Below are 21187 nucleotides of genomic sequence, written 5' to 3' on the forward strand. Positions count from 1 at the left end.
CTATAGCTATAGGTGTGAAACCATCGTGGTACTAGCGTTGCCGCGCCGGCGGGCGGCGGCCGGTCCGCCGCCGCGTGGCGCCTAGCGGCCTTCCTGGCCCAGGTCCGCCAACGGGTGGGGCTCGCCCTCGGGCCAGGGTTCGTCAAAGAACTTCTGCACCCAGGCGTCGGTCGCCATGTCGATGACGGCGGGATTCCAGCGGGGCTTCTTGTCCTTGTCGATCAGCAAGGCGCGGATGCCCTCGGCGAAATCGCCATGGGCGGTGCAGGCCAGCGCCGCGATGTACTCGGCGCGGAACACGTCGTCCAGCGAACGCAGGCGCAGCCGCTGCTGCAGCGCGAACGACAGGCGCACCGATCCGGGCGAGCCGGCCAGCATCGTCTGGGCCGCGCGCGCCAGCCAAGGATCCTCGTGGTCCTTCAGCGCGGCCAGCTCTTCGTAGATATCGTCCAGGCGGTTGCCGCTGCACAGGCTGTTGATCAGGAACGAGTGTTGGCGCAGGCTGCCAGGCGCCAACGGCGTCTTAGGCTCCAGCGCCGTCAGGGCGCGGCGCAGCAGGCCGTCGTTGATCGCGCGCGGAGGAATGGCATCCTCCGCCGTGCCGGCTGCCTGGCCGGCCCAGGGCTGCTCTTCCAGCGAAGCCAGCAGCTTGGGCCAATCCGCGTGATCCAGCCGGAAGTCCGCCAGGCCGGCGAAGAAAGCGTCCGAGGTGCCCAGCTGCGCCCCGGTCAAGGCCAGGAATAGTCCGATCCTGCCCGACATGCGATTCAGCAGCCAGCTGCCGCCGACGTCCGGGAACAGGCCGATCGTGACCTCCGGCATCGCCAGGCGCGAGGTCTCGCTGACCACGCGGTGGCTGGCGCCCATCATCAGGCCGATGCCGCCGCCCATGACGATGCCATGGCCCCAGCACAGCACCGGCTTGGGATAGGTATGGATGCGGTAGTCCAGCCGGTACTCGTGCTCGAAGAAGCGGCGCGCATAGGCGTTGTTCCAGCCTGACTTGCCGGCGTTTTCCGTCATGCTGCGGTACAGGCCATGCAGGTCTCCGCCCGCGCAGAAGGCCTTGTCGCCCGCGCCCTGCAGGACCACCAGGGCCACGCCGGGATCACGGGCCCAGGCGTCCAGCCGTTCGGCCAGCAGGTCCACCATTTCCAGCGACAGGCCGTTCAGGGTCTGCGGCGAATTCAGCGTCGCGATCCCGAACCGTACTCCATTGGCAGCGGTTTTTTCTTCGAACAGCACCGGTGCATTCATCTTATGTCGGCTCCTTTTTCCAACAATTGGCGGGCGATGATCACGCGCATGATCTCGTTGGTCCCCTCCAGAATCTGATGAACGCGAGTATCGCGCACCAGACGCTCCAAGGGATAGTCCCGCAGGTATCCGTAGCCGCCGTGGATCTGCTGCGCGTCCAGGCAAATCTGGAAACCCATGTCGGTGGCGAAGCGCTTGGCCATGGCGCAGTAGGTCGCCGCGTCCGAAGCCCCCGCATCCAGCTTGCAGGCCGCCAGGCGCACCATCTGGCGCGCCGCCACCAGGTGCGTCGCCATGTCGGCCAGCTTGAATTGCAAGGCCTGGAACTCGGCCAGGCGGCGGTTGAACTGGCGCCGTTCGTCCATGTAGCGCCGGGCGGCATCGAGCGCGCCTTGCGCCGCGCCCACCGAGCAGGTGCCGATGTTGATGCGTCCGCCGTCCAGGCCCTTCATCGCGATCTTGAAGCCCTCGCCCTCCTGGCCCAGCATGTTGGCCGCCGGCACGCGCACGTTCTCGAAGGTGATGGGACGGGTGGACTGGCTGTTCCAGCCCATCTTCTCCTCCTTGCGGCCGTAGCCTATGCCCTCGCTGTCGGCCGGAATGGCGAACGCGCTGATGCCGCCCGCGCCCTCGCCGCCGGTGCGCGCCATGACCACCAGCAGGTCCGTGTCGCCACCGCCCGAAATGAAGGCCTTGGCGCCGTTGACGATATAGTCATCGCCCTGGCGCTGCGCGCGGGTCGACAGCGACGCCGCATCCGAACCGGCGCCCGGCTCGGTCAGGCAATAGGATGCCAACTTCTGGCCGCTGGCCAGCAACGGCCCCCAGGCTTCCCGCAGCGCGGGCTGGCCCCAGTTGCCGACCATCCAGGTAGCCATGTTGTGGATCGTGAGGAAAGCCGTGGTCGACGGATCCACCGCCGCCATTTCCTCGAACACCAGCGTGGCGTCCAGCCGCGGCAGGCCCAGGCCGCCGATGTCCTCGCTGGCATAGATGGCGCAGAAACCCATCTCGCCCGCCCGCGCGAAAGCCTCGCGCGGGAAGATGCCTTCGGCGTCCCAGCGCGCGGCGTTGGGCGCCAGTTCGCCCTCGGCGTAGTCGCGCGCCGCCTGCGCAAAAGCGCGTTGCTCGTCGGTCAGTTCAAAGTCCACAGCCTGTCTCCTGTTGTACTGAGTATTGTCTGTTGGCGTTGCTGCCGTCTCGTGAACGCCAGCCCGTCGATTTTGACATGACGTTGACGTAAACGTAAATGCGTGACGATGCTTATGTTACGCCGGAAGCGGCACGGCGATTTGTCCTATTTGCGACATTGTGCGGGGCGGCGCGCCGCCCCTCTGAGCGCTGCCCTACAGCAGCCCGGCCGGGCGGACCCTGCCGTTCTTCGCCGTCTTGGCGCGGCGGTGTTCGGCGCGGCGGCGCCGCGACTCCTTGGGATCGAAACTCAGGCCGCGGTAGATCTCTACCCGGTCACCATCGGCCAGCCTGGCCTGCGGCTCGGTGGCGCGGCCGAAAATGCCCACGCCCCGGGTCCAGGGTTCAACCACGGGAAAGGCCTCGCCAAAGCCGCTGGCCGCCAGCGCGTCGGCCACAGTGGCGCCGTCGGGCAGGCGCAACTCCCGCAGCCAGACATGGCCCGGCAAGGCGTAGCAGACGCTGACGCCGATCTGCGGCCCCGCGAACGGCTCATTCGCCATACTTGGCCTGCGCGCGCTTGGTGAAGGAATCGATGAAGCTGGTGGCGATGCGGTTGAACACCGGCCCCACCACCATTTCCAGCGCGCGGTTGGAAAACGCGTACTCCATGGTGAACAGGACCTTGCAGGCGTCCTCGGCCAGCGGCTGGAACTCCCAGTGTCCCACCAGGCTGGAGAACGGGCCGTCGACCAGCTCCAGGTCGATCCGGTCGGGATAGGCATGGGTGTTGCGGGTGGTGAAGCGCTGCTTCATGCCCGCGAAGCTGATCAGGATGGAGGCCTGCATGCCGTGCTCGTCGCGGGTTTGCACCTCGGCGCCGCCGCACCAGGGCATGAACTCGGGGTACTTCTCCACGTCGGCGACCAGATCGAACATCTGGGCGGCGCTGTAAGGCACCAGGACGGATCGTTGTACTTTGTGCATCGACTATCGCAAATGGCTAGAATGGCACGATTTTACCGGCACAACACGACCTGGGGCCAGAATACGCCTCTAGCCATAGCGCGCGGCACCCAGGCACAAGGGCTTTATGAGCATTATCGACAACCGCAAGGCCACGCACGACTATTTCATCGAAGACCGCTACGAGGCCGGCCTGGTGCTGCAAGGCTGGGAAGTCAAGGCGATCCGCGATGGCCGCGTGCAGCTCAAGGAAAGCTACGTCATCGTGCGCGACGGCGAGCTCTACCTGCTGGGCATGCACGTCAGCCCCCTGCCCACGGCCTCCACCCATATCCACCCCGACGCCATGCGCACGCGCAAGCTGCTGCTCAAGGCCGAGGAAATCAGCAAGCTCATCGGCAAGGTCGAGCAGCGCGGCTACACGCTGGTGCCGCTCAACCTGCACTACAAGAACGGGCGCATCAAGCTGGACTTCGCGCTGGGCCGCGGCAAGAAGCTGTTCGACAAGCGCGACACCGCGCGCGAAAAGGACTGGCAGCGCGAGAAAGAGCGCATCATGAAGCACGACACCCGCGCGCCGCGCAAAGGCAAGGACGACTGATCAGGCGGCCTCGGGCAGCATCTGGCGCTCGGCATCCTGCCCCGGTCCCGTGATGCGGTTGCGCCCGGCCGACTTGGACCTATACAGCTTGCGGTCGGCCCGCTCGAAAAACGCCTGCAGGCTCTCTCCGGGCATCCAGTCCGCCACCCCGGCGCTGAACGTATAGGACATGGTGCTGCCGCCGTGCGCACAAGGCGTGCGCCGCACCGAATCCAGCAGCCGCTCCGCCACATCCAGCACGGCATCGCTGCGCATATCCGGAAACAGCACCGCAAACTCCTCGCCGCCCACGCGTCCGACATGATCGCCGGTGCGCAGCGTGGCGGTCGCCAGCAGGCCGAAATGGCGCAGCACCGCATCGCCGGCTGCGTGGCCATGGGTGTCATTGATACGCTTGAAATGGTCGATGTCCAGCAACAGCAGCGTCAGCGGCCGCCGCGTGCGCAGCGCCTGGGCGCAATAGCGCTCGGCCTGCAGCCACCAGGCCTTGCGCGACATCAGGCCAGTCAGGAAGTCGGTGCTGGCCTCCTGTTCGCGGTCGGCCAGCATGCGGTCGTGGATGATCATGATGGTGCCCAGGGTCAGGCATGGCATCGTCAGCACGCCCAGCGTCATGAATGCGATGTTCCAGGCCGAGGGCAGCAACAGGGCCTGCGCGATGGCGATGTCGAACATGTAGACGACGGCCCGCGTCGCGCACACCAGCGCCGAGATCAGGGCCACCACGCACACGAAATGGTAGCTGTAGCGGGACCGGTTCATCGGCATGCCGCGCCTGACCGTCATGGCGATGGCCACCATGAACCCGAACATCAGCCAGGACATGACCACCATGCGCGGCCCGATCTGAGGATCGATGTAGGTGTAGTACGCCAGCGCCAGCAGCGTGGCACAGGACACCAGCGCCATCAGGCGCTTGGGCACGGTCAGGCCGACCAGGCGGCGCAATCCGGTGTAATAGGCACAGAGGGCCAGGGCAACGGCGGTGTTCGCCGCCATCACCGACACCCATAGCGGCGCCTCGGTGATCTGGAAGGCGTAGAGCCCGAACGCCGCCAGCGTCAGCAGGTTGGCGCGTATCGTCTCCTTGATGCCGGCCATGCCGCTGCGGGCCAGCGACCCCAGCACGCACAGCGCAAGCACTCCCGCCAATGCTGCTATCAAAAGCAAGTTAACGGGAGCGATCATCGTCAGGCGCCGCCGGGCGCGGTTATCAGCTGTTGCGAGTGGACTTCACGATGGTCATGGCGGAGGCGATCATGCCGCCCACGTCCGCCAGGTTCGCCGGCAGGATCAAGGTGTTGCCTTCCTTGGCGACATTGCCGAAGGCCTCGACGTAGCGCTCGGCGACCTTCAGGTTCACCGCTTCCATGCCGCCCGGCTGGCGCACGGAGTCCGCCACCTGGGTGATGGCCTTGGCGGTAGCCTCGGCGATCGCCAGCACCGCGGCGGCCTCGCCCTGGGCCTGGTTGATCTGAGCCTGCTTCTCGCCTTCGGAACGGGCGATGGCGGCTTCGCGCTCGCCGGTAGCGATGTTGATCTGTTCCTGGCGACGGCCTTCCGAGGCCGCGATCAGCGCGCGCTTTTCACGCTCGGCGGTGATCTGCGCCTGCATCGCGCGCAGGATCTCGTTGGGCGGGGTCAAGTCCTTGATCTCGTAGCGCAGCACCTTCACGCCCCAGTTCAGCGCCGCCTCGTCCAGCGAAGAAACGATGTTGCTGTTGATGGAGTCGCGCTCTTCAAAGGTGCGGTCCAGTTCCATCTTGCCGATGACCGAACGCAGGGTCGTCTGCGCCAGCTGCGTGATGGCCGAGATGTAATTGGACGAACCATAAGACGCGCGCATCGGATCGGTCACCTGGAAATACAGCACGCCGTCGACCTGCAGCTGCGTGTTGTCGCGCGTGATGCAGACCTGGCTGGGCACGTCCAGCGGGATTTCCTTGAGCGAGTGCTTGTACGACACGCGTTCGATGAACGGAATGACGAAGCCCGCGCCGGGCGACAGGACCCGGTCGAACTTGCCCAGCCGCTCGACCACCCAGGCGTGCTGCTGAGGCACGATGGCGATCGACTTGATGACTATCAGTATCGCCAGCGCGACGATGACGAGCAGGACGATGGTGGATGTATCGATCATCATGATTCGGAGCCTCTCCTTCTGGTAAATAGGTGCACGGGCGCCGCGCGGAACTGGCGCGGGCGCTGCTTAGGCCGAGCCGGGCTTGCCCTTGGGGGTCAGAACCAGAGTCGAACCGCGCATTTCCGTAATGGTCTGTTCGCCCGCGACCGGCGCATGCCCCCGCGCCAGTTCCGCGTGCCAATGCGCGCCGCGATACCAGACGCGCGCGGTCCCCTGGCCGGACCAGGCCTCGACCGACACCGTCTGGCCGATGTCCAGATTGACGTCGGCATTGCGGGCGGAATTGACCTCGCGCTTTTTCAACACGCGGGTCTTGCGCAGCACCAGCAGCCCCAGCAGCAATACGATGCCGCAGCCCAGCAATTGCCACTCCAGGCCGGCGCCGAACCAGGCGGCCACGCCCCCGGCCGCCAGCCCCAGGGCCACCAGCAGCAGATAGAAAGTGCCGGTCGCCAATTCCCCGATCAGGGCCAGCGCGGCCAGTCCCAGCCAAATCCACATAGTCTTCGTTCGCCCGAAAGGATGAGTCTCTGAGCGCGATTGTACGTATTTCCGGGACGGAACGGAAAAGCGGCTTTCATCATGGATCCGGGCGCTGGATTATGATGTGCGCTGGCGGTGGATCTCCCCCTGGAACCCGGCGCCCGCATCCTTTACGCACTAGCCCCCAATGACCGCTGCAATACCCACCGTTCTCCCCGTTCTGATCCTGCACACCGGCGATCCGGACGACACGCTCAAAAGCCAGTTCGGCGGCTATGCCGAACAACTCGCGCAGGCCGCCGGCCTGACCGCCGAGGCCATGGAAATCGTGCCCGTCCACGAGGGCAAGCGGCCGCAGGCTCCCGCCCGCTATCGCGCCGCGCTGATCACGGGTTCGCCTGCCATGGTGACCGACAAGGAACCCTGGAGCGAGGACACCGCCGCCTGGCTGCGCGAAGCCGCCGCAACCGGCCTGCCCATGTTCGGCGTCTGCTACGGCCATCAGTTGCTGGCCTACGCGCTGGGCGGCAAGGTCGGCTACAACCCCGCCGGGCGCGAAGTCGGCACCCAGACCGTTGAGCTGCTGCCGCCCGCCGCCGGCGACAAGCTGCTGGCCGGACTGCCGTCCACCTTCCCCGCCCAGATGCTGCATGCGCAGACCGTGCTGCAACCCCCGCCCGGCGCCGCCGTGCTGGCGCGCTCGGACCTGGACGAACATCAGATGATCCGCATCGGCCGCAACGTGTTCTCGACCCAGTTCCATCCCGAATTCGGCCCTGACTTCATCCGCGCCCATCTGGAACGCTTCGGCCGTCGCTACGCGGCTGAAAACCTGGACGTCCCGGGGCTGTCCGCCAACGTCCGCGCCACGCCCGTCGCGGGCGGCCTGCTGCGGCGCTTTCTGGACGCCTACGCCCCCGCGTAGCGCCCTGCGCGGCCCCCGCGCAATATACGGAGTGCGGCGGCGGCAGGCTTTTGAGACGATGGGTCCAAGCGCGCGAATCCACGCGCAACAGGAGCTTTTTCATGAACCAAGCCGCCGCCCTGAGCAAACAGCACGCCGCCGCCGTCGAACGCGCCTGCCGCGCCCTGGAAGCCGAGCAGCCGCCGGATCTGTCCACCCTGGCCGAACAGGCCGGCATGAGCCGCTTCCATTTCCACCGCGTCTTCAAGGCGGCCACCGGCATCACTCCCAAGGCCTACGCCGACGCCCTGCGCGCCAGCCGCGCCCGCCAGCATCTCAAACAAAGCGCCAGCGTCACGGACGCCATGTACGACGCCGGCTTCAATTCCAGCGGCCGCTTCTACGAAGCCGCCCCCGCCATCCTGGGCATGACGCCCACCGCCTTTCGCAAGAGCGGCGAGGGCGTGGATATCCGCTTCGCGGTGGCGCAATGCTCCCTGGGCGCGCTGCTGGTGGCGGCCAGCGACACCGGCATCTGCGAGATCGCGCTGCACGAAGACCCGGAACAACTGGTGCGCAACCTGCAGGACCGCTTCAAGGCCGCCCGCCTGATCGGCGCGGACTCGCAGTTCGAAGGCTGGGTGGCGGCCGTGGTGGGCTTCGTCGAAGACCCCTCCCGCGGCCTGGACCTGCCCTTGGACGTGCGCGGCACGGCCTTCCAGCGCCAGGTATGGCAAGCCCTGCGCGAGATCCCCGTGGGTGAAACCGCCACCTACACCGATATCGCCGAACGCATAGGCTCGCCGCGAGCCGTGCGCGCCGTGGCCCGCGCCTGCGCCACCAACAACATCGCGCTGGCCATCCCCTGCCACCGGGTGGTGCGCACCGACGGCTCGCTGGCCGGCTACCGCTGGGGCATAGACCGCAAGCGCGAACTGATTGCACGCGAAGCGCTGGCGGCATAGTCCTTTCCCGCTTGCACGCGTAAAAAAACCCCGCGCCCTTGCAGGCGCGGGGTTTTCACATCAGCAAGCCGATCAGTTCTTGGCCAGACGCTGCCAGGTATCGACAACGGTATCCGGGTTGAGCGACATCGACAGGATGCCCTCTTCCTTCAGCCATTGTGCGAAGTCCGGGTGGTCGCTGGGGCCTTGGCCGCAGATGCCCACGTACTTGTTGGCGGCCAGGCAAGCCTTGATCGCGCGGCGCAGCATGAACTTCACGGCCTCGTCGCGTTCGTCGAAATCGGCAGCCAGCAGTTCCATGCCCGAATCGCGGTCCAGGCCCAGCGTCAGCTGGGTCATGTCGTTCGAACCGATCGAGAAGCCGTCGAAGTACTGCAGGAACTCGTCGGCCAGGATGGCGTTGGACGGCACTTCGCACATCATGATGAGCTTCAGGCCGTTTTCGCCGCGCGCCAAGCCGTGCTTGGCGAGCAGGTCCACCACCTTGGCCGCCTGGCCCAGGGTGCGCACGAAGGGCACCATGATCTCGACGTTGGTCAGGCCCATTTCATCGCGCACCTTCTTCAGCGCTTCGCATTCCATGCGGAAGCACTCGGCGAAGTCCTCGGCGATGTAGCGCGACGCGCCGCGGAAGCCCAGCATGGGGTTCTCTTCCTCGGGCTCGTAGCGCGAACCGCCGACCAGCTTGCGGTACTCGTTGGACTTGAAGTCCGACATGCGCACGATGACGGGCTTGGGGTAGAAGGCAGCGGCGATGGTCGCCACGCCTTCTGCCATCTTCTCGACGAAGAAGGCGCGCGGGCTGGCGTGGCCGCGAGCGGCCGATTCCACGGCTTTCTTCAGTTCGCCATCGACGTTCGGATAGTCCAGCACCGCCTTGGGGTGGATGCCGATGTTGTTGTTGATGATGAATTCCAGGCGGGCCAGACCCACGCCGCCGTTGGGGATCTGGGCGAAGTCGAAAGCCAGCTGCGGGTTGCCCACGTTCATCATGATCTTCAGATCGATGGGGGGCATGTCGCCGCGGCGCACTTCTTCCACTTCGGTTTCGATCAGGCCGTCATAGATGCGGCCTTCGTCGCCCTCGGCGCAAGACACGGTCACGGCCTGGCCTTCCTTCAGGAGGTCGGTCGCGTTGCCGCAGCCCACGACTGCCGGAATGCCCAGCTCGCGCGCGATGATCGCCGCGTGGCAGGTGCGGCCGCCGCGGTTGGTGACGATGGCGGAAGCGCGCTTCATCACGGGTTCCCAGTTGGGATCCGTCATGTCGGTGACCAGCACGTCGCCCGGCTCGACCTTGTCCATGTCGGAGATGTCGCCGACCACGCGCACCGGACCCGCGCCGATCTTCTGGCCGATCGCGCGGCCGGTGATCAGGACCTGGCCGGTGGCCTTCAGGCGGTAGCGCTGCTGCACGTCGTTGACGCCCTGCTGCGACTTCACGGTTTCCGGGCGCGCCTGCAGGATGTAGATCTTGCCGTCGATGCCGTCGCGGCCCCACTCGATGTCCATCGGGCGGCCGTAGTGCTTTTCAATGATGACGGCGTAGCGGGCCAGTTCGTTGACCTCGTCGTCGGTCAGCGAGTAGCGGTTGCGCTCGGACACCGGCACGTCGACCGTGCGCACGGCGCGGCCTTCGGGACGCTCGGGATCGAACTCCATCTTGATCAGCTTGGAGCCGATGCGGCGGCCCACGATCGGGTAGTGGCCCTGGGCCAGCGTCGGCTTGAAGACGTAGAACTCGTCGGGGTTGACCGCGCCCTGCACCACGGTTTCGCCCAGGCCGTAGGACGAGGTGATGAACACCACATCCTGGAAGCCCGATTCGGTGTCGATGGTGAACATGACGCCGGCGCTGCCCTTGTCGGAACGCACCATGCGCTGGATGCCGGCCGACAGCGCGACGTCGGCGTGGGCGTAGCCCTTGTGCACGCGATAGGAAATGGCGCGGTCGTTGTACAGCGACGCGAACACGTGGCGGATCTTGTCCAGCACGTCGTCGATGCCGACGACGTTCAGGAAGGTTTCCTGCTGGCCGGCGAACGAGGCGTCGGGCAGGTCTTCGGCGGTGGCGGAGGAGCGCACGGCGAACGAACCCTTGCCATCAGCGTCGAGCTTGGCAAAGGCGGTACGGATCTGCGATTCGAACTCGGGCGAGAACGGCGCGTCGATGATCCACTGACGGATCTGCGAGCCGGCATTGGCCAGTTCGCGCACGTCTTCGGGGTTCAGCGTGGTCAGACGTTCGGCGATGCGCTTGTCCAGGCCGGAGGCCTTGAGGAAGTCGCGGAAAGCATCAGCGGTCGTGGCAAAGCCGCCCGGCACGCGGACACCCGCGCCAGACAGCTGGCTGATCATTTCGCCTAGTGATGCGTTCTTGCCTCCTACCGAGTCCACGTCCGTCATGCGGAGCTGCTCGAACAAAACAACGTACGACATTGAAGTCACCTTTTACAATGGAATGAAAGCGAGTTTGGTCAATGCATCAGGAAGCTGGATCACAGTCGGATCACAGCCCCAATTTACGCGCTGACCAAACTGGCCTTGGACCGCCCTTGGGGTGACTTATAGGGGCCTGATTGTACTCGGTGGAGTGCGTCCGGCCATCTGCCTGGTTGGAATTTTTTACACATGACATCTACCCCGATCATACGCACGGTATACATCGTTTCCGACAGTACCGGCATCACCGCAGAAACCTTCAGCCAGTCAGTGCTCTCACAGTTTGAAGAGGTCAATTTCAAGCCTGTCCGCCTGCCCTTCGTCGACACGCTGGAAAAGGCCGCGGAAGTGGCCATGCGGATCGACCGCAGCGCCCTGGAGGCCGGCGTTCCCCCGATCGTGTTCAGCACTCTGGTCAATCCGGACATCCTGGCGCGCGTTCGCCAGGCGAACGGGGTTTTCCTGGACTTGTTCGGCACCTTCGTCAGCCATATCGAGCAGGCGCTGGGCCTGAAGTCCAGCCATTCCATCGGCCGCTCGCACATGCAGGCCAACTCGGAAAAGTACCGCAACCGCATCGACGCCATCAACTTCAGCCTGGCGCATGACGACGGCCAGTTCGTGAACCAGCTGGACCAGGCGGACGTGATCCTGGTCGGCGTGTCGCGCTGCGGCAAGACGCCCACCAGCCTGTATCTGGCCATGCAATACGCCATCAAGGCGGCCAATTTCCCCCTGACGCCGGACGATTTCGAGCGTGGCACCCTGCCCTCCACCATCGCCCCGCACCGCGGCAAGCTGTTCGGCCTGTCGATCCAGCCCGAACGGCTGGCCGAAGTCCGCAACGAGCGCCGCCCCAACAGCCGCTATGCGCAGCTGGAGCAATGCCGCTACGAAGTGGCCGAGGCCGAACGCATGATGCGCCGCGAGGGCATTTCCTGGCTATCCAGCACCACTAAATCGATCGAGGAGATCGCCACGACGGTGTTGCAGGAAGTGGGCCTGGATCGGGGCTGAAAACGACAAGGGCGCGCCCATGGCGCGCCCTTCCTTGCAGCGTAGTCCGGATCAGGGACGCAGCTTGACGCGTTCGCGCGAGCCGGCGCCCCAGTACTTCAGCGGCCCCATCTCCTGCTGGGCGGTCGCCTCCGAGTCTTCCAGGCGCATATCCTGGCGGCCCATGTTGGACGAATTGCCGCTCACGCCTTCGATGCTCAAGCGCACGTAACGGGTCTGGCCCGGGGCCAGCGTGAACGACAGTTGCTCGTCGTCGCGCAACGTGTCGACCACGTACTTGCCGGCAGGCCGGTTCACATAGAAGAAGCTGCCCGGCTTGGAACGGCCGACCTTCAGACCGTTCACGCGCAGGTACGGCTGGGCCGACACCACGCCAACCGGCGCCGGCGGCTGGTAGAAGTAGATGCGCCCGGTTTCCGGCACCATCATGGGGATGGTGCTGGCAACGTCCTTGTACCGGGGACCGCCGCAACCCGCCAACAAGGCCGCGCCCAGCACGGCGGCAGCCACCATCTTGAACCTGCGCTTCATTCCGTCTTCTCCGATGTGCCAGCCCCACAGGCCATCAGCTCGATGGATCCCGCGAGAACGTATATGAATAAGTCTAAAACCTACATATTGTAATTTTACTCATAGCGCAGCGGCTCTCGCTCGCGCCGTCCGGCGCCCCAGTAGCGCAGGTCCGACATCGCCTGCACGGCGACGTCAGCAGAGGCCTCCAGCCGCAGAACCTGCCTGCCGCCCGCAACATCCACGCGCACGTATTGGGTCTGCCCGCCGGCCAGCGGAACCTTGAGCGCGTCCTTGCGCTCCTTGCGGTCGGTGGCGGTGATGACTTCCACCTCGCCGGGCGCGCGGTCCACGAAGAAGAAACGGCCGGATTTGGAGCGGCCGACCTTGCGGCCGTCGACCAGGATCGCGGGCTGCGCGACCTTGTCGCCATTGGGCGTTGCGGGCTGGTAGAAGTAAATCCGGCCTTCGGCAGCCTCCAGCGCCGGGATGCGGTCCGCCACATCACCATACCGGGGGCCGGCGCAAGCGGAAAGCAACACCGCCGCGCCCAGCGCGGCAAGACTCGATTTGATCCAGCTTTTCATGTCCCGTCCTTGATCGGATCCTGGCCTCGAGGCGCGGCTCAAGACCGCCCGGCTCAGGCAAACGGGGCAGTATAAACAGGGGACGGTGCCTGCAATTGGCGGAAAAGCGGCGAAACGATGGCCAGATCGGCGTTCAGTCCAGCTTGCCGCGCAAGGCTTGGCGCCGCTGCTCGAAGAGGCAGATCGCGGCTGCGGCGCCCACATTGAGCGATTCCACCGCCGCCATGTCGTGCGGTATGCGCACCTTGAGGCGCGCCGCGGAAAGCAGTTCCGCGGCCACGCCCTGGCCTTCGTGACCGAATACCCAGGCGCAGCGTTGCGGCAACGCGTCCTCGTACAGGTCGCGCGCGCCATCCAGCGCGGTCGCCACCAGCGGCACCCTCAATCTGGGCAGCAAGGCAGCCAGATCGACGTGTTCGTGGATGGCCAAGGCGAAATGGGCGCCCTGGCCGCTGCGCAACACCTTGGGCGACCAGGCCGCGGCCGTGCCCGTCGCCAGAAAGACGCGCTTCACGCCCGCCGCCGCGCAGGTGCGCAGCAGCGTGCCGACATTGCCGGGATCCTGGATGCGGTCGAACAGTACGCAGTTTTCGTCCACTGCATCCGGCAGGTCCAGGACGGGCGGCGTCACCTGAAAAGCCACGCCCTGCCCGCTTTCCACGGCCGCCAGGGACTGCATCAGCCGCGCGTCCAAGGCCAGGCAGTCGCGGTCCGGCACCGCGGCCGCAAGCGCCGCGATGTCGGGCTGGGACAGGCGCTCCACGTCGAAGATCGCCTGATCGGGCGCGCCGTGATGCTGCAGCCACGCCTGGCACAGGTGCACGCCGTCCAGCAGCACCGGCGCGCCGCGCTTGCCCGCCGTGCCGGCCAGCTTGGCCAGCGCCTTGACTGCGGGATTGTCGCGAGAACTGATGTGCTTCATGGATTCAGGCCGAAGGCCTTGATGGGTGCGAAGCTGCGCCGGTGCTCGGCGCATGGGCCGTGCTCGCGCAGCATCTCCAGATGCAGCGGGGTGCCGTAACCCTTGTGCTGATCGAAGGCATATTGGGGATACAGGGCATGCAGGCGCAGCAGGTCCGCGTCGCGCGCGGTCTTGGCAAGAATGGAAGCCGCGGAAATCGCGGGCACCAGCGCATCGCCCTTGATGACGGTCTGCACGGTGCAGCCCAGCTTGGGAGCCTGGTTGCCGTCCACCAGCGCCAACTGCGGCATGGTGGCGAGGCCCTGCACCGCACGCTGCATCGCCAGCATCGTGGCGCGCAGGATGTTCATGCTGTCGATCTCGGCCACGCTGGCGCTGGCGATGCACCAGGCCAGCGCGAATTCCTGGATTTCGAGCGCCAGCGCCTCGCGCGTGGCAGCCTTGAGCACCTTGGAATCCGCCAGCCCGGCGATCGGTCGGGCGGGATCCAGGATGACGGCCGCGGCGTACACGGCGCCCGCCAGCGGGCCGCGGCCCGCCTCGTCCACGCCTGCCGTAATCATGGCAGGCTGCTCGGGCGCCGCGAACAGGTCAGGCTGCTCCACCCGCCACCTCCAGGATCGCCTGCGCAGCCAGCGCGGGCGTGTCGCGCAGCAGCTCCTGATGCAGGGCGGTAAAGCGGGCTTCGATGCGCGCCCTGCCCGCGTCGTCGGTCAGGGACGTCCAGGTCGCCTCCGCGAGTTTCTCGGGCGTGGCATCGTCCTGCAGCAGCTCCGGCACGGCGAAATCGCGCAGCAGCACGTTCGGCAGGCCCACCCAGGGCAGATAGGGACGCTGCTGGCCGGACTTCCAGGCCATGATGCGGCGCATCCAGGGCGACAGCACGTAGGAAATCACCATGGGCCGCTTGTACAGCGCCGTTTCCAGCGTGGCCGTGCCGCTGGCCACCAGCACCGCCGTGGCCGCTTCCATGACGGACCAGGCGACGGGCGCCTGGCGCTCTCCGCCCTCGCCGTGCAGATCATTCGCGGTGACGCAGCGCAGCCCCGGTACGGGGTACTGGGCCAGAATGGACTGGAACTCCGCGCGCCGCTGGTCGTTGACCATGGGGACGACGCATTGCAGGGCCGGGTCCTTTTTCTGCAGGATCTGCGCGGCTTGCAGGAAGCGCGGCGCCAGCAGACGGATCTCGGACGAGCGGCTGCCCGGCAGGATCGCCAGCACGCGCGCATTCTGGTCGATGCCCAGGCGCGCGCGCGCCGCGGCGCGGTCCGGCTGCATGGGCACGGCCCCAGCCAGCGGATGGCCCACATAAGTGACCGGAATCCCTTCCTTGCGGTAGATCTCTTCCTCGAACGGGAACAGCACCAGCATGTGCGATACCGACTCGCGGATCTTGTGGATGCGCTCATAGCGCCAGGCCCAGATCGACGGTCCAACGAAGTGCACCGTGGGCGTGCCTGCCTGGCGTAGCTGGTGCTCCAGCCGCAGATTGAAGTCCGGCGCGTCGATGCCGACGAACACGGCGGGCGGCTCCGCCAGCCAGCGCCGCTTGACGTCGCGATAGGTGCCAAGCAGGCTGGGCAGGCGCTTGAGCGCGTCGACATAGCCGAAAACGGTCAAGGCATGCATGGGGTGCCAGGTATCGAAACCATGGGCCTGCATCTGCGGCCCGCCGATACCCTCGCAGCGTACGCTGGCGTCGCGCGCTTGCAGACCGGCAATGATGCGACCAGCCAGCAGGTCGCCCGAAGGCTCGCCGGCCACCATGCCGATCCGAGCGTTCATGGGCGGATGATGCCGCGGCTTGCGACGTCCAGGAAGTCGAGCAGGGTCTGCAGGTGCGGGGCCACCTCGGGCTCCGCCTCTTGGCGGGCGCGCAGTTCGGCCCGCGCCGCGTCCAGGGACAGGCCACGGCGGTAGATGATCTTGTAGGCGTCGCGCAGCGCCGAAATGTCGGCGGCCGTAAAGCCGCGGCGCTTCAGCCCTTCGACGTTGACGCCCACCGGACGGCACGGATTGCCCGCGGCCAGCACGAACGGCGGCGTGTCCTGCATCAGGGAGCTGTTGCCGCCCGTCATGCTGTGCGCGCCGATGCGCGAAAACTGGTGCACGCCGGTCAGGCCGCCCACGATGGCCCAATCGCCAACATGGACGTGGCCGCCCAGTTGCACCGAATTGGCCAGGATGGTGTTGCTGCCGATGTGGCAATCGTGTGCAACGTGCACGTACGCCATGACCCAGTTGTCGTCGGCAATCGTCGTGACGCCGCCGTCCTGCACGGTGCCCGTGTTGAGCGTGACGAATTCCCGGAACGTATTGCGGTCGCCGATTTCCAGGCGGGTAGGCTCGCCCTGGTACTTCTTGTCCTGCGGCATGCCGCCAATCGAGCAGTACCGATAGAAACGGTTGTCGCGCCCGATGGTCGTCACCCCGTCCACCATGCAGTACGGGCCGATCTCGGTGCCCGCGCCTATGGTCACGTTGGGACCGATGGTCGCGAACGGACCGACCACGACGGTCGGGTCGAGCTTTGCCGCCGGATCAATGACGGCGGTGGGGTGAATGTTTCCTGCCATTTACTCTTCCAGGCTGCGAATCGCGCACATCAGCTTGGCCGAAGCGACTTCCTGGCCATCCACCGTCGCGCGCGCTTGGTACTTACAGATGCTGCGGCTCAGGCGTTCGGCTTCGACCTCGATGCGCAACTGGTCGCCCGGCACCACAGGGCGGCGGAAACGCGCGCCGTCGATGCCGACCAGGTAATACGCGGTCTTGGAACCTTCGCACTTCAGCCCGCCATTCTCGTCGGTGAACGAGAACAGGGCGGAGGCCTGAGCCATGGCTTCCACGATGAGCACACCCGGCATCACCGGGTGGTGCGGGAAATGGCCGTTGAAAAACGGTTCATTGATCGAGACGTTCTTGATGGCCACGATGGACTTGCCAGGCACCATTTCGACGACGCGGTCAATCAGCAGCATCGGATAACGATGCGGCAGTCTCTCCATGATCCCCTTGATGTCGAGTTCCATTTTTCTATGCTTTCCTGCGAAGTAAAGTAATCATGCGGCGCGGACGCGCCAGGGGCGGCAGTGCGCCGCCCTAGTCTTTTTCCAGCGTCCGCACGCGCCGGCGCAATTGCGCCAACTGTTGTATCACGGCGGCGTTGCGCTGCCATTCGCCATGTTCCGCGTACGGGAAGACCCCGGTATAGCGGCCAGGCTTCGAAATGCTGGACGTCACCGCGGTGCCGCCGGAAACATGCACATCGTCGCCCAGCGTGAGGTGCCCGGACAGCATGGCGGCGCCGCCTATGGTGCAGCGCTCACCGATGGTGGTCGAGCCGGCCACGCCCACGCAGGCCGCAATCGCGGTATGCGCGCCGATCCGGCAGTTGTGCGCCACCATGATCTGGTTGTCCAGCTTCACCCCGTCGGCCAGGACGGTGTCTTCCAGCGCGCCCCGGTCAACGGTGGTGTTGGCGCCGATTTCGACGTCGTCACCGACGGTCACGCCGCCGAGCTGCGGAATCTTGCCCCAGGCGCCCTTGCCCAGCGTGGGATCGGGCGCGAAGCCGAAGCCGTCCGCGCCCAGCACCGCGCCGCTATGGATGATGGCGCGCGCGCCCACCTTGACCCCGTCATACAAGGTGACGTGGGCGTACAGGCGGCTGCCGGGACCGACGGACGAGCCTGCGCCGATGACGCAGCCAGGTCCGAGCACGGTATCGCGGCCAATGCGGGCGCCGGATTCGACGACGCAATTCGGGCCGATGCGCACGCCTTCTTCGATGATGGCGTCAGCGGCGACCACGGCGGAAGGATGCGTGGATGCGGGCAGCTCGGGCCGTCTCGCGGCATCGAACCATTGCGCCACGCGGGCATAAAGCAGATAGGGATGCTGACAGACGACCAGCGCGAACGGCGGCCGGGCGTTGCCCTCGGCCTCCAGAGCCTGCGCCACGTCCGGCGAGACGATGACCGCCCCCGCCTGCGTGGCGCCTAACTGGCTCTGGTAGCGGGGGTTGGCCAGGAAAGCGATTTCCTGCCGACCCGCCGATGACAGGGTTCCGATGCCGCAGACCCGCATGGGGTCCGCGCCGGGAACCGCGCTGATACGCCAGTCCATCCCCTGGGTGTTGGCGGCGCTCAACAGTGTTTCCAGCGTTGGCGCGCGGGCAAGATCCAGTAGAACCGGCATAACGTGACGGGTGCTGCTTACTTGCCCAGGCTCTGGATCACCTTGTCGGTGATGTCGATGCGCGGGTTGACGGTCACTGCGTCCTGGATGATCAGGTCGTAGCTTTCCTGTTCGGCGATGCGCTTGATGGCGTCGTTGGCCTTCGTCACGATGCCCGAGAACTCTTCGTTGCGGCGGCGGTTAAAGTCTTCCTGGAACTCGCGGCGCTTGCGCTGCAGGTCGGTATCCAGGTTGGACAGTTCACGCTGGCGCTTGACGCGATCGGACTCCGACAGGACAGGCGCGTCCTTGTCGAACTTCTCGGCTTGCGAACGCAGGCTGTTGTTCAGGCGCTGAAGCTCATCGTCGCGCTTCTTGAATTCGGCTTCGATCTTGCTTTGCGCAGCCTTGGCCGGACCCGACTCGCGCAGGATCCGCTCGGTATTGACGAAACCGATCTTCGTGCCTTGGGCCTGCGCGGGAATCGCAGCAGCCGAACCGAGAATGAGCGCACCTACCAGGGCAATGGAGCCGCCCAGTTTGCCGCGGCGCATGGTGCGCAGCGATTTCGAGGTTTTAAGTGCGGAATCAGACATCATGAAAATCTCACCTTCCAGTAAGGCAAAGCCAAAGTGTGTATTGTGCCACTAAACAGCAAGGGAGCCGGCCGTACGCCCTTCTCCCTTGTTTTCAAGCGTAACGAGGCGCTTAGAAACCGGTCCCGATCTGGAACTGGAAGCTTTGCTTGTCGTCGCCAGGCTTCGAATTGAGCGGACGCGCATAAGACAACTGCAGCGGCCCCATCGGCGACTGCCACGACAGCCCGATACCTGCCGAGAACCTCCAGCCGCAAGGATCCTCGACCTCGCTGCCAGGCTTGCCGCCGGTGCATTGCAAGCCGCTGCCCGACGAAACCTGGCCGGCATCCGAGAAGATGAACCAGCGCAGGGTGCGGTCCTTCGAGGCGCCAGGGAACGGCAGGTAAAGCTGCGCGTTGGCGATGACGCGCCGCGTACCGCCCAGGTAGTCGCCCGTCTTCGTGTCGCGCGGACCCAGCGACGAGCCCTCGTAGCCGCGAACCGTGCCGATACCGCCGGCATAGACGTTCTTGATGACCGGGTAGTCCTTGCCGCCGTAGCTCTGGCCCCAATCGACCATGCCGTTCAAGGCCAGGGTGTAGGAGCCGCCCAGCGGCACAAAGTACTGTTGCTGAGCCGTCAACATCGTGTACTTCAGGTCCACGGTCGACAGGTCCGCCTTCAGGCGGGTGTAGCCGCCCTTGGTCGGCGCCAGGCCGCTGTCGCGGGTATCCTTGGTCCAGCCGGTGGTGAAGATCACCGAGTTGGTCGAATCGCCGTAATCGTTGACGAATTTCTCGTAGGCTGCCGGCGAGTTGTTGAACAGATCGATCTGGTTGCGTTCGAAGTTCGCGCCCAGCATGATGCGGTCATACTCGGAAATCGGCACGCCGAAGTTCATGCCCAGGCCCATGGCCTTGACACGGTAGTCGCCGTCGTTGTTGTTCCAGGGCTCGGTCACGCGGTAGTAGGCGGACGTGGTGCGGCTGATGCCGTCCTTGGTCCAGTACGGGTCGGTGTGCGACAGCACCACGGCGCGGTTGGTCTTGCTGGTGTTCAGCTGCAGGGTCAGGTTGGTGCCGCTGCCAAAGACGTTGTCTTCGCTGATACCGGCCGACAGAATGGCCTTTTCGGACGAGCCGTAGCCCACGCCCAGGTTGATCATGCCGGTGGGCTTTTCCTTGACGTCGACGTTGACGTCGACCTGGTCGGGCGAACCCGGAACCGGATCGGTCTTGACGTTGACGTCGCTGAAATAGCCCAGGCGGTCGACGCGGTCGCGCGAGGTCTTGATGTCCTTGGCGTCGTACCAGGCGGCTTCCTGCTGGCGCATTTCGCGGCGCACGACTTCGTCGCGGGTGCGGGTATTGCCGCCGATCTGGATACGGCGCACGTACACGCGGCGGCTGGGGTCGACGTAGAACGTCAGATCGGCCTCATGCTTGGCGCGATCCAGCTGCGGGTTCGGGTTGACGTTGGCAAACGCGTAGCCCAGTTCGCCCAGGTAGTCGGTGATGGCCTTGGCCGAGCCGTTGGCCTTGGCGGCCGAGAACGTCTCTTCCGGCTTGATTTCCAGCAGCGCGTTGATTTCCTTGTCCAGGCCCAGCAGATTGCCGGCCAGCTTCACGCTGCGCACCTTGTAAGGCTCGCCTTCGTGCACGGTAATCGTGATGCGGATGTCCTTGCGGTCCGGCGAAATCGTGACCTGCGGCGGCTCGACCGAGAACTCGAGATAGCCGCGATCCAGGTAGAACGAGCGCAGGCGCTCCAGATCGCCCTCGAGCTTTTCGCGCGAGTACTTGTCGGTATCCGTATACCAGGTCAGCCACCCCGGCGTGGTCAGCTTGAACTCGTCGAGCAGATCGCTTTCGGAGAAAGCCTTGTTGCCCACGAAGCGGATTTCCTGGATGCGCGCGACCGAGCCTTCGAACACGTCAAAGCTCACGCCCACGCGGTTGCGCGGCAGCGGGGTCACGGTGGAAGTCACTTCGATGCCGTACTTGCCCTTGGACAGGTACTGCTGCTTCAGTTCGTATTCGGCGCGCTCGAGCATGGAGCGGTCGAAGATGCGGCCTTCGGCGAAGCCGACCTGCGCCAGCGACGTGGTGATCGCCTTGGAGTCGAACTCGCGCATGCCGTTGAAGTTCACCGACGCAATCGTGGGGCGTTCCTGCACGACCACCACGACGACGTTGTTGTCCGTCTGGATCTGTACGTCGGTGAAAAAGCCTGTGCCGTACAAGCGGCGGATGGCTTCAGTGGCTTCTTCTTCGGTGAACTTTTCGCCCACTTTGACGGGGAGATAGCCGAAGACGGTGCCGGCGTCAGTTCGTTGAATACCCTCTACGCGGATATCCCGCACGACAAAAGGGTCGAAGGCGTGGGCGATGGCCGGAACCAGCAGTGCGGCGATCAAACCCGGCAGTACACCCTTTTTGTGATGAAACATCCGGCGAAAAGACATCCTTGAGTATCCTCGGTCGTGCAAATGGCGGGGGA

General features: G+C 65.5%; 22 protein-coding genes. 4 read left to right on the forward strand and 18 right to left on the reverse strand.

The genetic code is table 11. The features are described 5' to 3' along the window. Positions 1–81 precede the first annotated feature (81 nt). The 4 genes from NGK62_RS22570 to NGK62_RS22585 all read right to left on the reverse strand — a co-directional run bounded on the left by NGK62_RS22570 (position 82) and on the right by NGK62_RS22585 (position 3375). Positions 82–1257 carry an enoyl-CoA hydratase/isomerase family protein gene (locus NGK62_RS22570; protein ID WP_251880459.1) on the reverse strand — a complete coding sequence of 392 codons (1176 nt, stop codon included), beginning with the start codon at positions 1255–1257 and terminating at the stop codon, positions 82–84. Next, a complete protein-coding gene (locus NGK62_RS22575; RefSeq protein WP_059380329.1) occupies positions 1254–2408 on the reverse strand; it encodes an acyl-CoA dehydrogenase family protein in 1155 nt (384 codons plus the stop codon). The genes NGK62_RS22570 and NGK62_RS22575 overlap by 4 nt, the downstream gene beginning before the upstream one ends. 195 nt (positions 2409–2603) lie before the next feature. Then, on the reverse strand, positions 2604–2951 hold the full coding sequence (locus NGK62_RS22580; protein ID WP_059380330.1) for an RnfH family protein: 348 nt from the start codon (positions 2949–2951) through the stop codon (positions 2604–2606). Next, positions 2941–3375 carry a type II toxin-antitoxin system RatA family toxin gene (locus NGK62_RS22585; RefSeq protein ID WP_042793335.1) on the reverse strand — a complete coding sequence of 145 codons (435 nt, stop codon included), beginning with the start codon at positions 3373–3375 and terminating at the stop codon, positions 2941–2943. Before NGK62_RS22585 ends, NGK62_RS22580 begins: the two co-directional genes overlap by 11 nt. Positions 3376–3481: 106 nt before the next feature. On the opposite strand from NGK62_RS22585, the gene smpB reads away from it, so the two are divergent. Continuing rightward, positions 3482–3955, forward strand: coding sequence for an SsrA-binding protein SmpB (smpB, locus tag NGK62_RS22590; RefSeq protein ID WP_059380331.1), 474 nt, complete (start codon positions 3482–3484; stop codon positions 3953–3955). Here the strand turns inward: smpB and NGK62_RS22595 are convergent, their stop codons facing one another. The 3 genes from NGK62_RS22595 to NGK62_RS22605 form a co-directional block, all read right to left on the reverse strand. Then, positions 3956–5143, reverse strand: coding sequence for a GGDEF domain-containing protein (locus NGK62_RS22595; protein ID WP_118933675.1), 1188 nt, complete (start codon positions 5141–5143; stop codon positions 3956–3958). Between the two features lie 25 nt (positions 5144–5168). Further along, complete coding sequence (locus tag NGK62_RS22600) at positions 5169–6095, reverse strand: SPFH domain-containing protein (RefSeq protein ID WP_059380386.1); 927 nt, start codon at positions 6093–6095, stop codon at positions 5169–5171. A 69-nt stretch (positions 6096–6164) separates the two neighbouring features. Continuing rightward, entirely contained in the window at positions 6165–6599 is a 435-nt protein-coding gene (locus tag NGK62_RS22605; protein WP_059380333.1) for an NfeD family protein, read from the reverse strand. Between the two features lie 169 nt (positions 6600–6768). On the opposite strand from NGK62_RS22605, the gene NGK62_RS22610 reads away from it, so the two are divergent. Next, positions 6769–7506: a glutamine amidotransferase gene (locus NGK62_RS22610; RefSeq protein WP_059380334.1), complete on the forward strand. Its 738-nt coding sequence runs from the start codon at positions 6769–6771 to the stop codon at positions 7504–7506. A 101-nt stretch (positions 7507–7607) separates the two neighbouring features. Next, positions 7608–8450 carry a bifunctional transcriptional activator/DNA repair enzyme AdaA gene (locus NGK62_RS22615; protein WP_118933674.1) on the forward strand — a complete coding sequence of 281 codons (843 nt, stop codon included), beginning with the start codon at positions 7608–7610 and terminating at the stop codon, positions 8448–8450. Between the two features lie 72 nt (positions 8451–8522). Here NGK62_RS22615 and ppsA read toward each other — a convergent pair whose 3' ends face one another. Next, complete coding sequence (gene ppsA / locus NGK62_RS22620; RefSeq protein WP_251880461.1) at positions 8523–10889, reverse strand: phosphoenolpyruvate synthase; 2367 nt, start codon at positions 10887–10889, stop codon at positions 8523–8525. Positions 10890–11081: 192 nt separating this feature from the next. Between ppsA and ppsR the strand changes: the two genes are divergently transcribed. Further along, positions 11082–11909, forward strand: coding sequence for a posphoenolpyruvate synthetase regulatory kinase/phosphorylase PpsR (gene ppsR, locus NGK62_RS22625; protein ID WP_059380337.1), 828 nt, complete (start codon positions 11082–11084; stop codon positions 11907–11909). 51 nt (positions 11910–11960) lie between these two features. Here the strand turns inward: ppsR and NGK62_RS22630 are convergent, their stop codons facing one another. The 10 genes from NGK62_RS22630 to bamA form a co-directional block, all read right to left on the reverse strand. Then, on the reverse strand, positions 11961–12440 hold the full coding sequence (locus tag NGK62_RS22630; protein WP_251880463.1) for a DUF2846 domain-containing protein: 480 nt from the start codon (positions 12438–12440) through the stop codon (positions 11961–11963). 95 nt (positions 12441–12535) lie between these two features. After that, a complete protein-coding gene (locus NGK62_RS22635; RefSeq protein WP_059380339.1) occupies positions 12536–13006 on the reverse strand; it encodes a DUF2846 domain-containing protein in 471 nt (156 codons plus the stop codon). 133 nt (positions 13007–13139) lie between these two features. Beyond that, positions 13140–13928 carry a TrmH family RNA methyltransferase gene (locus NGK62_RS22640; RefSeq protein ID WP_251880465.1) on the reverse strand — a complete coding sequence of 263 codons (789 nt, stop codon included), beginning with the start codon at positions 13926–13928 and terminating at the stop codon, positions 13140–13142. Continuing rightward, a complete protein-coding gene (rnhB, locus tag NGK62_RS22645) occupies positions 13925–14533 on the reverse strand; it encodes a ribonuclease HII (RefSeq protein ID WP_373428969.1) in 609 nt (202 codons plus the stop codon). Before rnhB ends, NGK62_RS22640 begins: the two co-directional genes overlap by 4 nt. After that, positions 14520–15716 carry a lipid-A-disaccharide synthase gene (lpxB, locus tag NGK62_RS22650; RefSeq protein ID WP_059380342.1) on the reverse strand — a complete coding sequence of 399 codons (1197 nt, stop codon included), beginning with the start codon at positions 15714–15716 and terminating at the stop codon, positions 14520–14522. The genes rnhB and lpxB overlap by 14 nt, the downstream gene beginning before the upstream one ends. Further along, on the reverse strand, positions 15713–16507 hold the full coding sequence (lpxA, locus tag NGK62_RS22655; protein ID WP_251880467.1) for an acyl-ACP--UDP-N-acetylglucosamine O-acyltransferase: 795 nt from the start codon (positions 16505–16507) through the stop codon (positions 15713–15715). Before lpxA ends, lpxB begins: the two co-directional genes overlap by 4 nt. Next, positions 16508–16963 carry a 3-hydroxyacyl-ACP dehydratase FabZ gene (gene fabZ, locus NGK62_RS22660; RefSeq protein WP_008167730.1) on the reverse strand — a complete coding sequence of 152 codons (456 nt, stop codon included), beginning with the start codon at positions 16961–16963 and terminating at the stop codon, positions 16508–16510. A gap of 70 nt (positions 16964–17033) precedes the next feature. After that, positions 17034–18131 (reverse strand): UDP-3-O-(3-hydroxymyristoyl)glucosamine N-acyltransferase, encoded by a 1098-nt coding sequence (gene lpxD, locus NGK62_RS22665; RefSeq protein WP_118933669.1) that lies wholly within the window; start codon positions 18129–18131, stop codon positions 17034–17036. A 17-nt stretch (positions 18132–18148) separates the two neighbouring features. Beyond that, the gene (locus NGK62_RS22670; RefSeq protein ID WP_059380345.1) at positions 18149–18709 is read right to left on the reverse strand and encodes an OmpH/Skp family outer membrane protein; all 561 of its coding nucleotides are present in this window, start codon (positions 18707–18709) and stop codon (positions 18149–18151) included. 109 nt (positions 18710–18818) lie between these two features. Continuing rightward, complete coding sequence (gene bamA, locus NGK62_RS22675; RefSeq protein ID WP_059380346.1) at positions 18819–21152, reverse strand: outer membrane protein assembly factor BamA; 2334 nt, start codon at positions 21150–21152, stop codon at positions 18819–18821. Positions 21153–21187: the final 35 nt, after the last annotated feature.

It is taken from the genome of Achromobacter sp. Marseille-Q4954 (assembly GCF_943737025.1).
Taxonomy (GTDB): domain Bacteria; phylum Pseudomonadota; class Gammaproteobacteria; order Burkholderiales; family Burkholderiaceae_B; genus Achromobacter; species Achromobacter bronchisepticus_A.

Coding starts and splice junctions, on each gene's coding strand:
- NGK62_RS22570 (WP_251880459.1), bottom strand. CDS start 1,257: ATGAATGCACCGGTGCTGTTCGAAGAAAAAACCGCTGCCAATGGAGTA.
- NGK62_RS22580 (WP_059380330.1), bottom strand. CDS start 2,951: ATGGCGAATGAGCCGTTCGCGGGGCCGCAGATCGGCGTCAGCGTCTGC.
- NGK62_RS22585 (WP_042793335.1), bottom strand. CDS start 3,375: ATGCACAAAGTACAACGATCCGTCCTGGTGCCTTACAGCGCCGCCCAG.
- smpB (WP_059380331.1), top strand. CDS start 3,482: ATGAGCATTATCGACAACCGCAAGGCCACGCACGACTATTTCATCGAA.
- NGK62_RS22595 (WP_118933675.1), bottom strand. CDS start 5,143: ATGATCGCTCCCGTTAACTTGCTTTTGATAGCAGCATTGGCGGGAGTG.
- NGK62_RS22600 (WP_059380386.1), bottom strand. CDS start 6,095: ATGATCGATACATCCACCATCGTCCTGCTCGTCATCGTCGCGCTGGCG.
- NGK62_RS22605 (WP_059380333.1), bottom strand. CDS start 6,599: ATGTGGATTTGGCTGGGACTGGCCGCGCTGGCCCTGATCGGGGAATTG.
- NGK62_RS22610 (WP_059380334.1), top strand. CDS start 6,769: ATGACCGCTGCAATACCCACCGTTCTCCCCGTTCTGATCCTGCACACC.
- NGK62_RS22615 (WP_118933674.1), top strand. CDS start 7,608: ATGAACCAAGCCGCCGCCCTGAGCAAACAGCACGCCGCCGCCGTCGAA.
- ppsA (WP_251880461.1), bottom strand. CDS start 10,889: ATGTCGTACGTTGTTTTGTTCGAGCAGCTCCGCATGACGGACGTGGAC.
- ppsR (WP_059380337.1), top strand. CDS start 11,082: ATGACATCTACCCCGATCATACGCACGGTATACATCGTTTCCGACAGT.
- NGK62_RS22630 (WP_251880463.1), bottom strand. CDS start 12,440: ATGAAGCGCAGGTTCAAGATGGTGGCTGCCGCCGTGCTGGGCGCGGCC.
- NGK62_RS22635 (WP_059380339.1), bottom strand. CDS start 13,006: ATGAAAAGCTGGATCAAATCGAGTCTTGCCGCGCTGGGCGCGGCGGTG.
- NGK62_RS22640 (WP_251880465.1), bottom strand. CDS start 13,928: ATGAAGCACATCAGTTCTCGCGACAATCCCGCAGTCAAGGCGCTGGCC.
- lpxB (WP_059380342.1), bottom strand. CDS start 15,716: ATGAACGCTCGGATCGGCATGGTGGCCGGCGAGCCTTCGGGCGACCTG.
- lpxA (WP_251880467.1), bottom strand. CDS start 16,507: ATGGCAGGAAACATTCACCCCACCGCCGTCATTGATCCGGCGGCAAAG.
- fabZ (WP_008167730.1), bottom strand. CDS start 16,963: ATGGAACTCGACATCAAGGGGATCATGGAGAGACTGCCGCATCGTTAT.
- lpxD (WP_118933669.1), bottom strand. CDS start 18,131: ATGCCGGTTCTACTGGATCTTGCCCGCGCGCCAACGCTGGAAACACTG.
- NGK62_RS22670 (WP_059380345.1), bottom strand. CDS start 18,709: ATGATGTCTGATTCCGCACTTAAAACCTCGAAATCGCTGCGCACCATG.
- bamA (WP_059380346.1), bottom strand. CDS start 21,152: ATGTCTTTTCGCCGGATGTTTCATCACAAAAAGGGTGTACTGCCGGGT.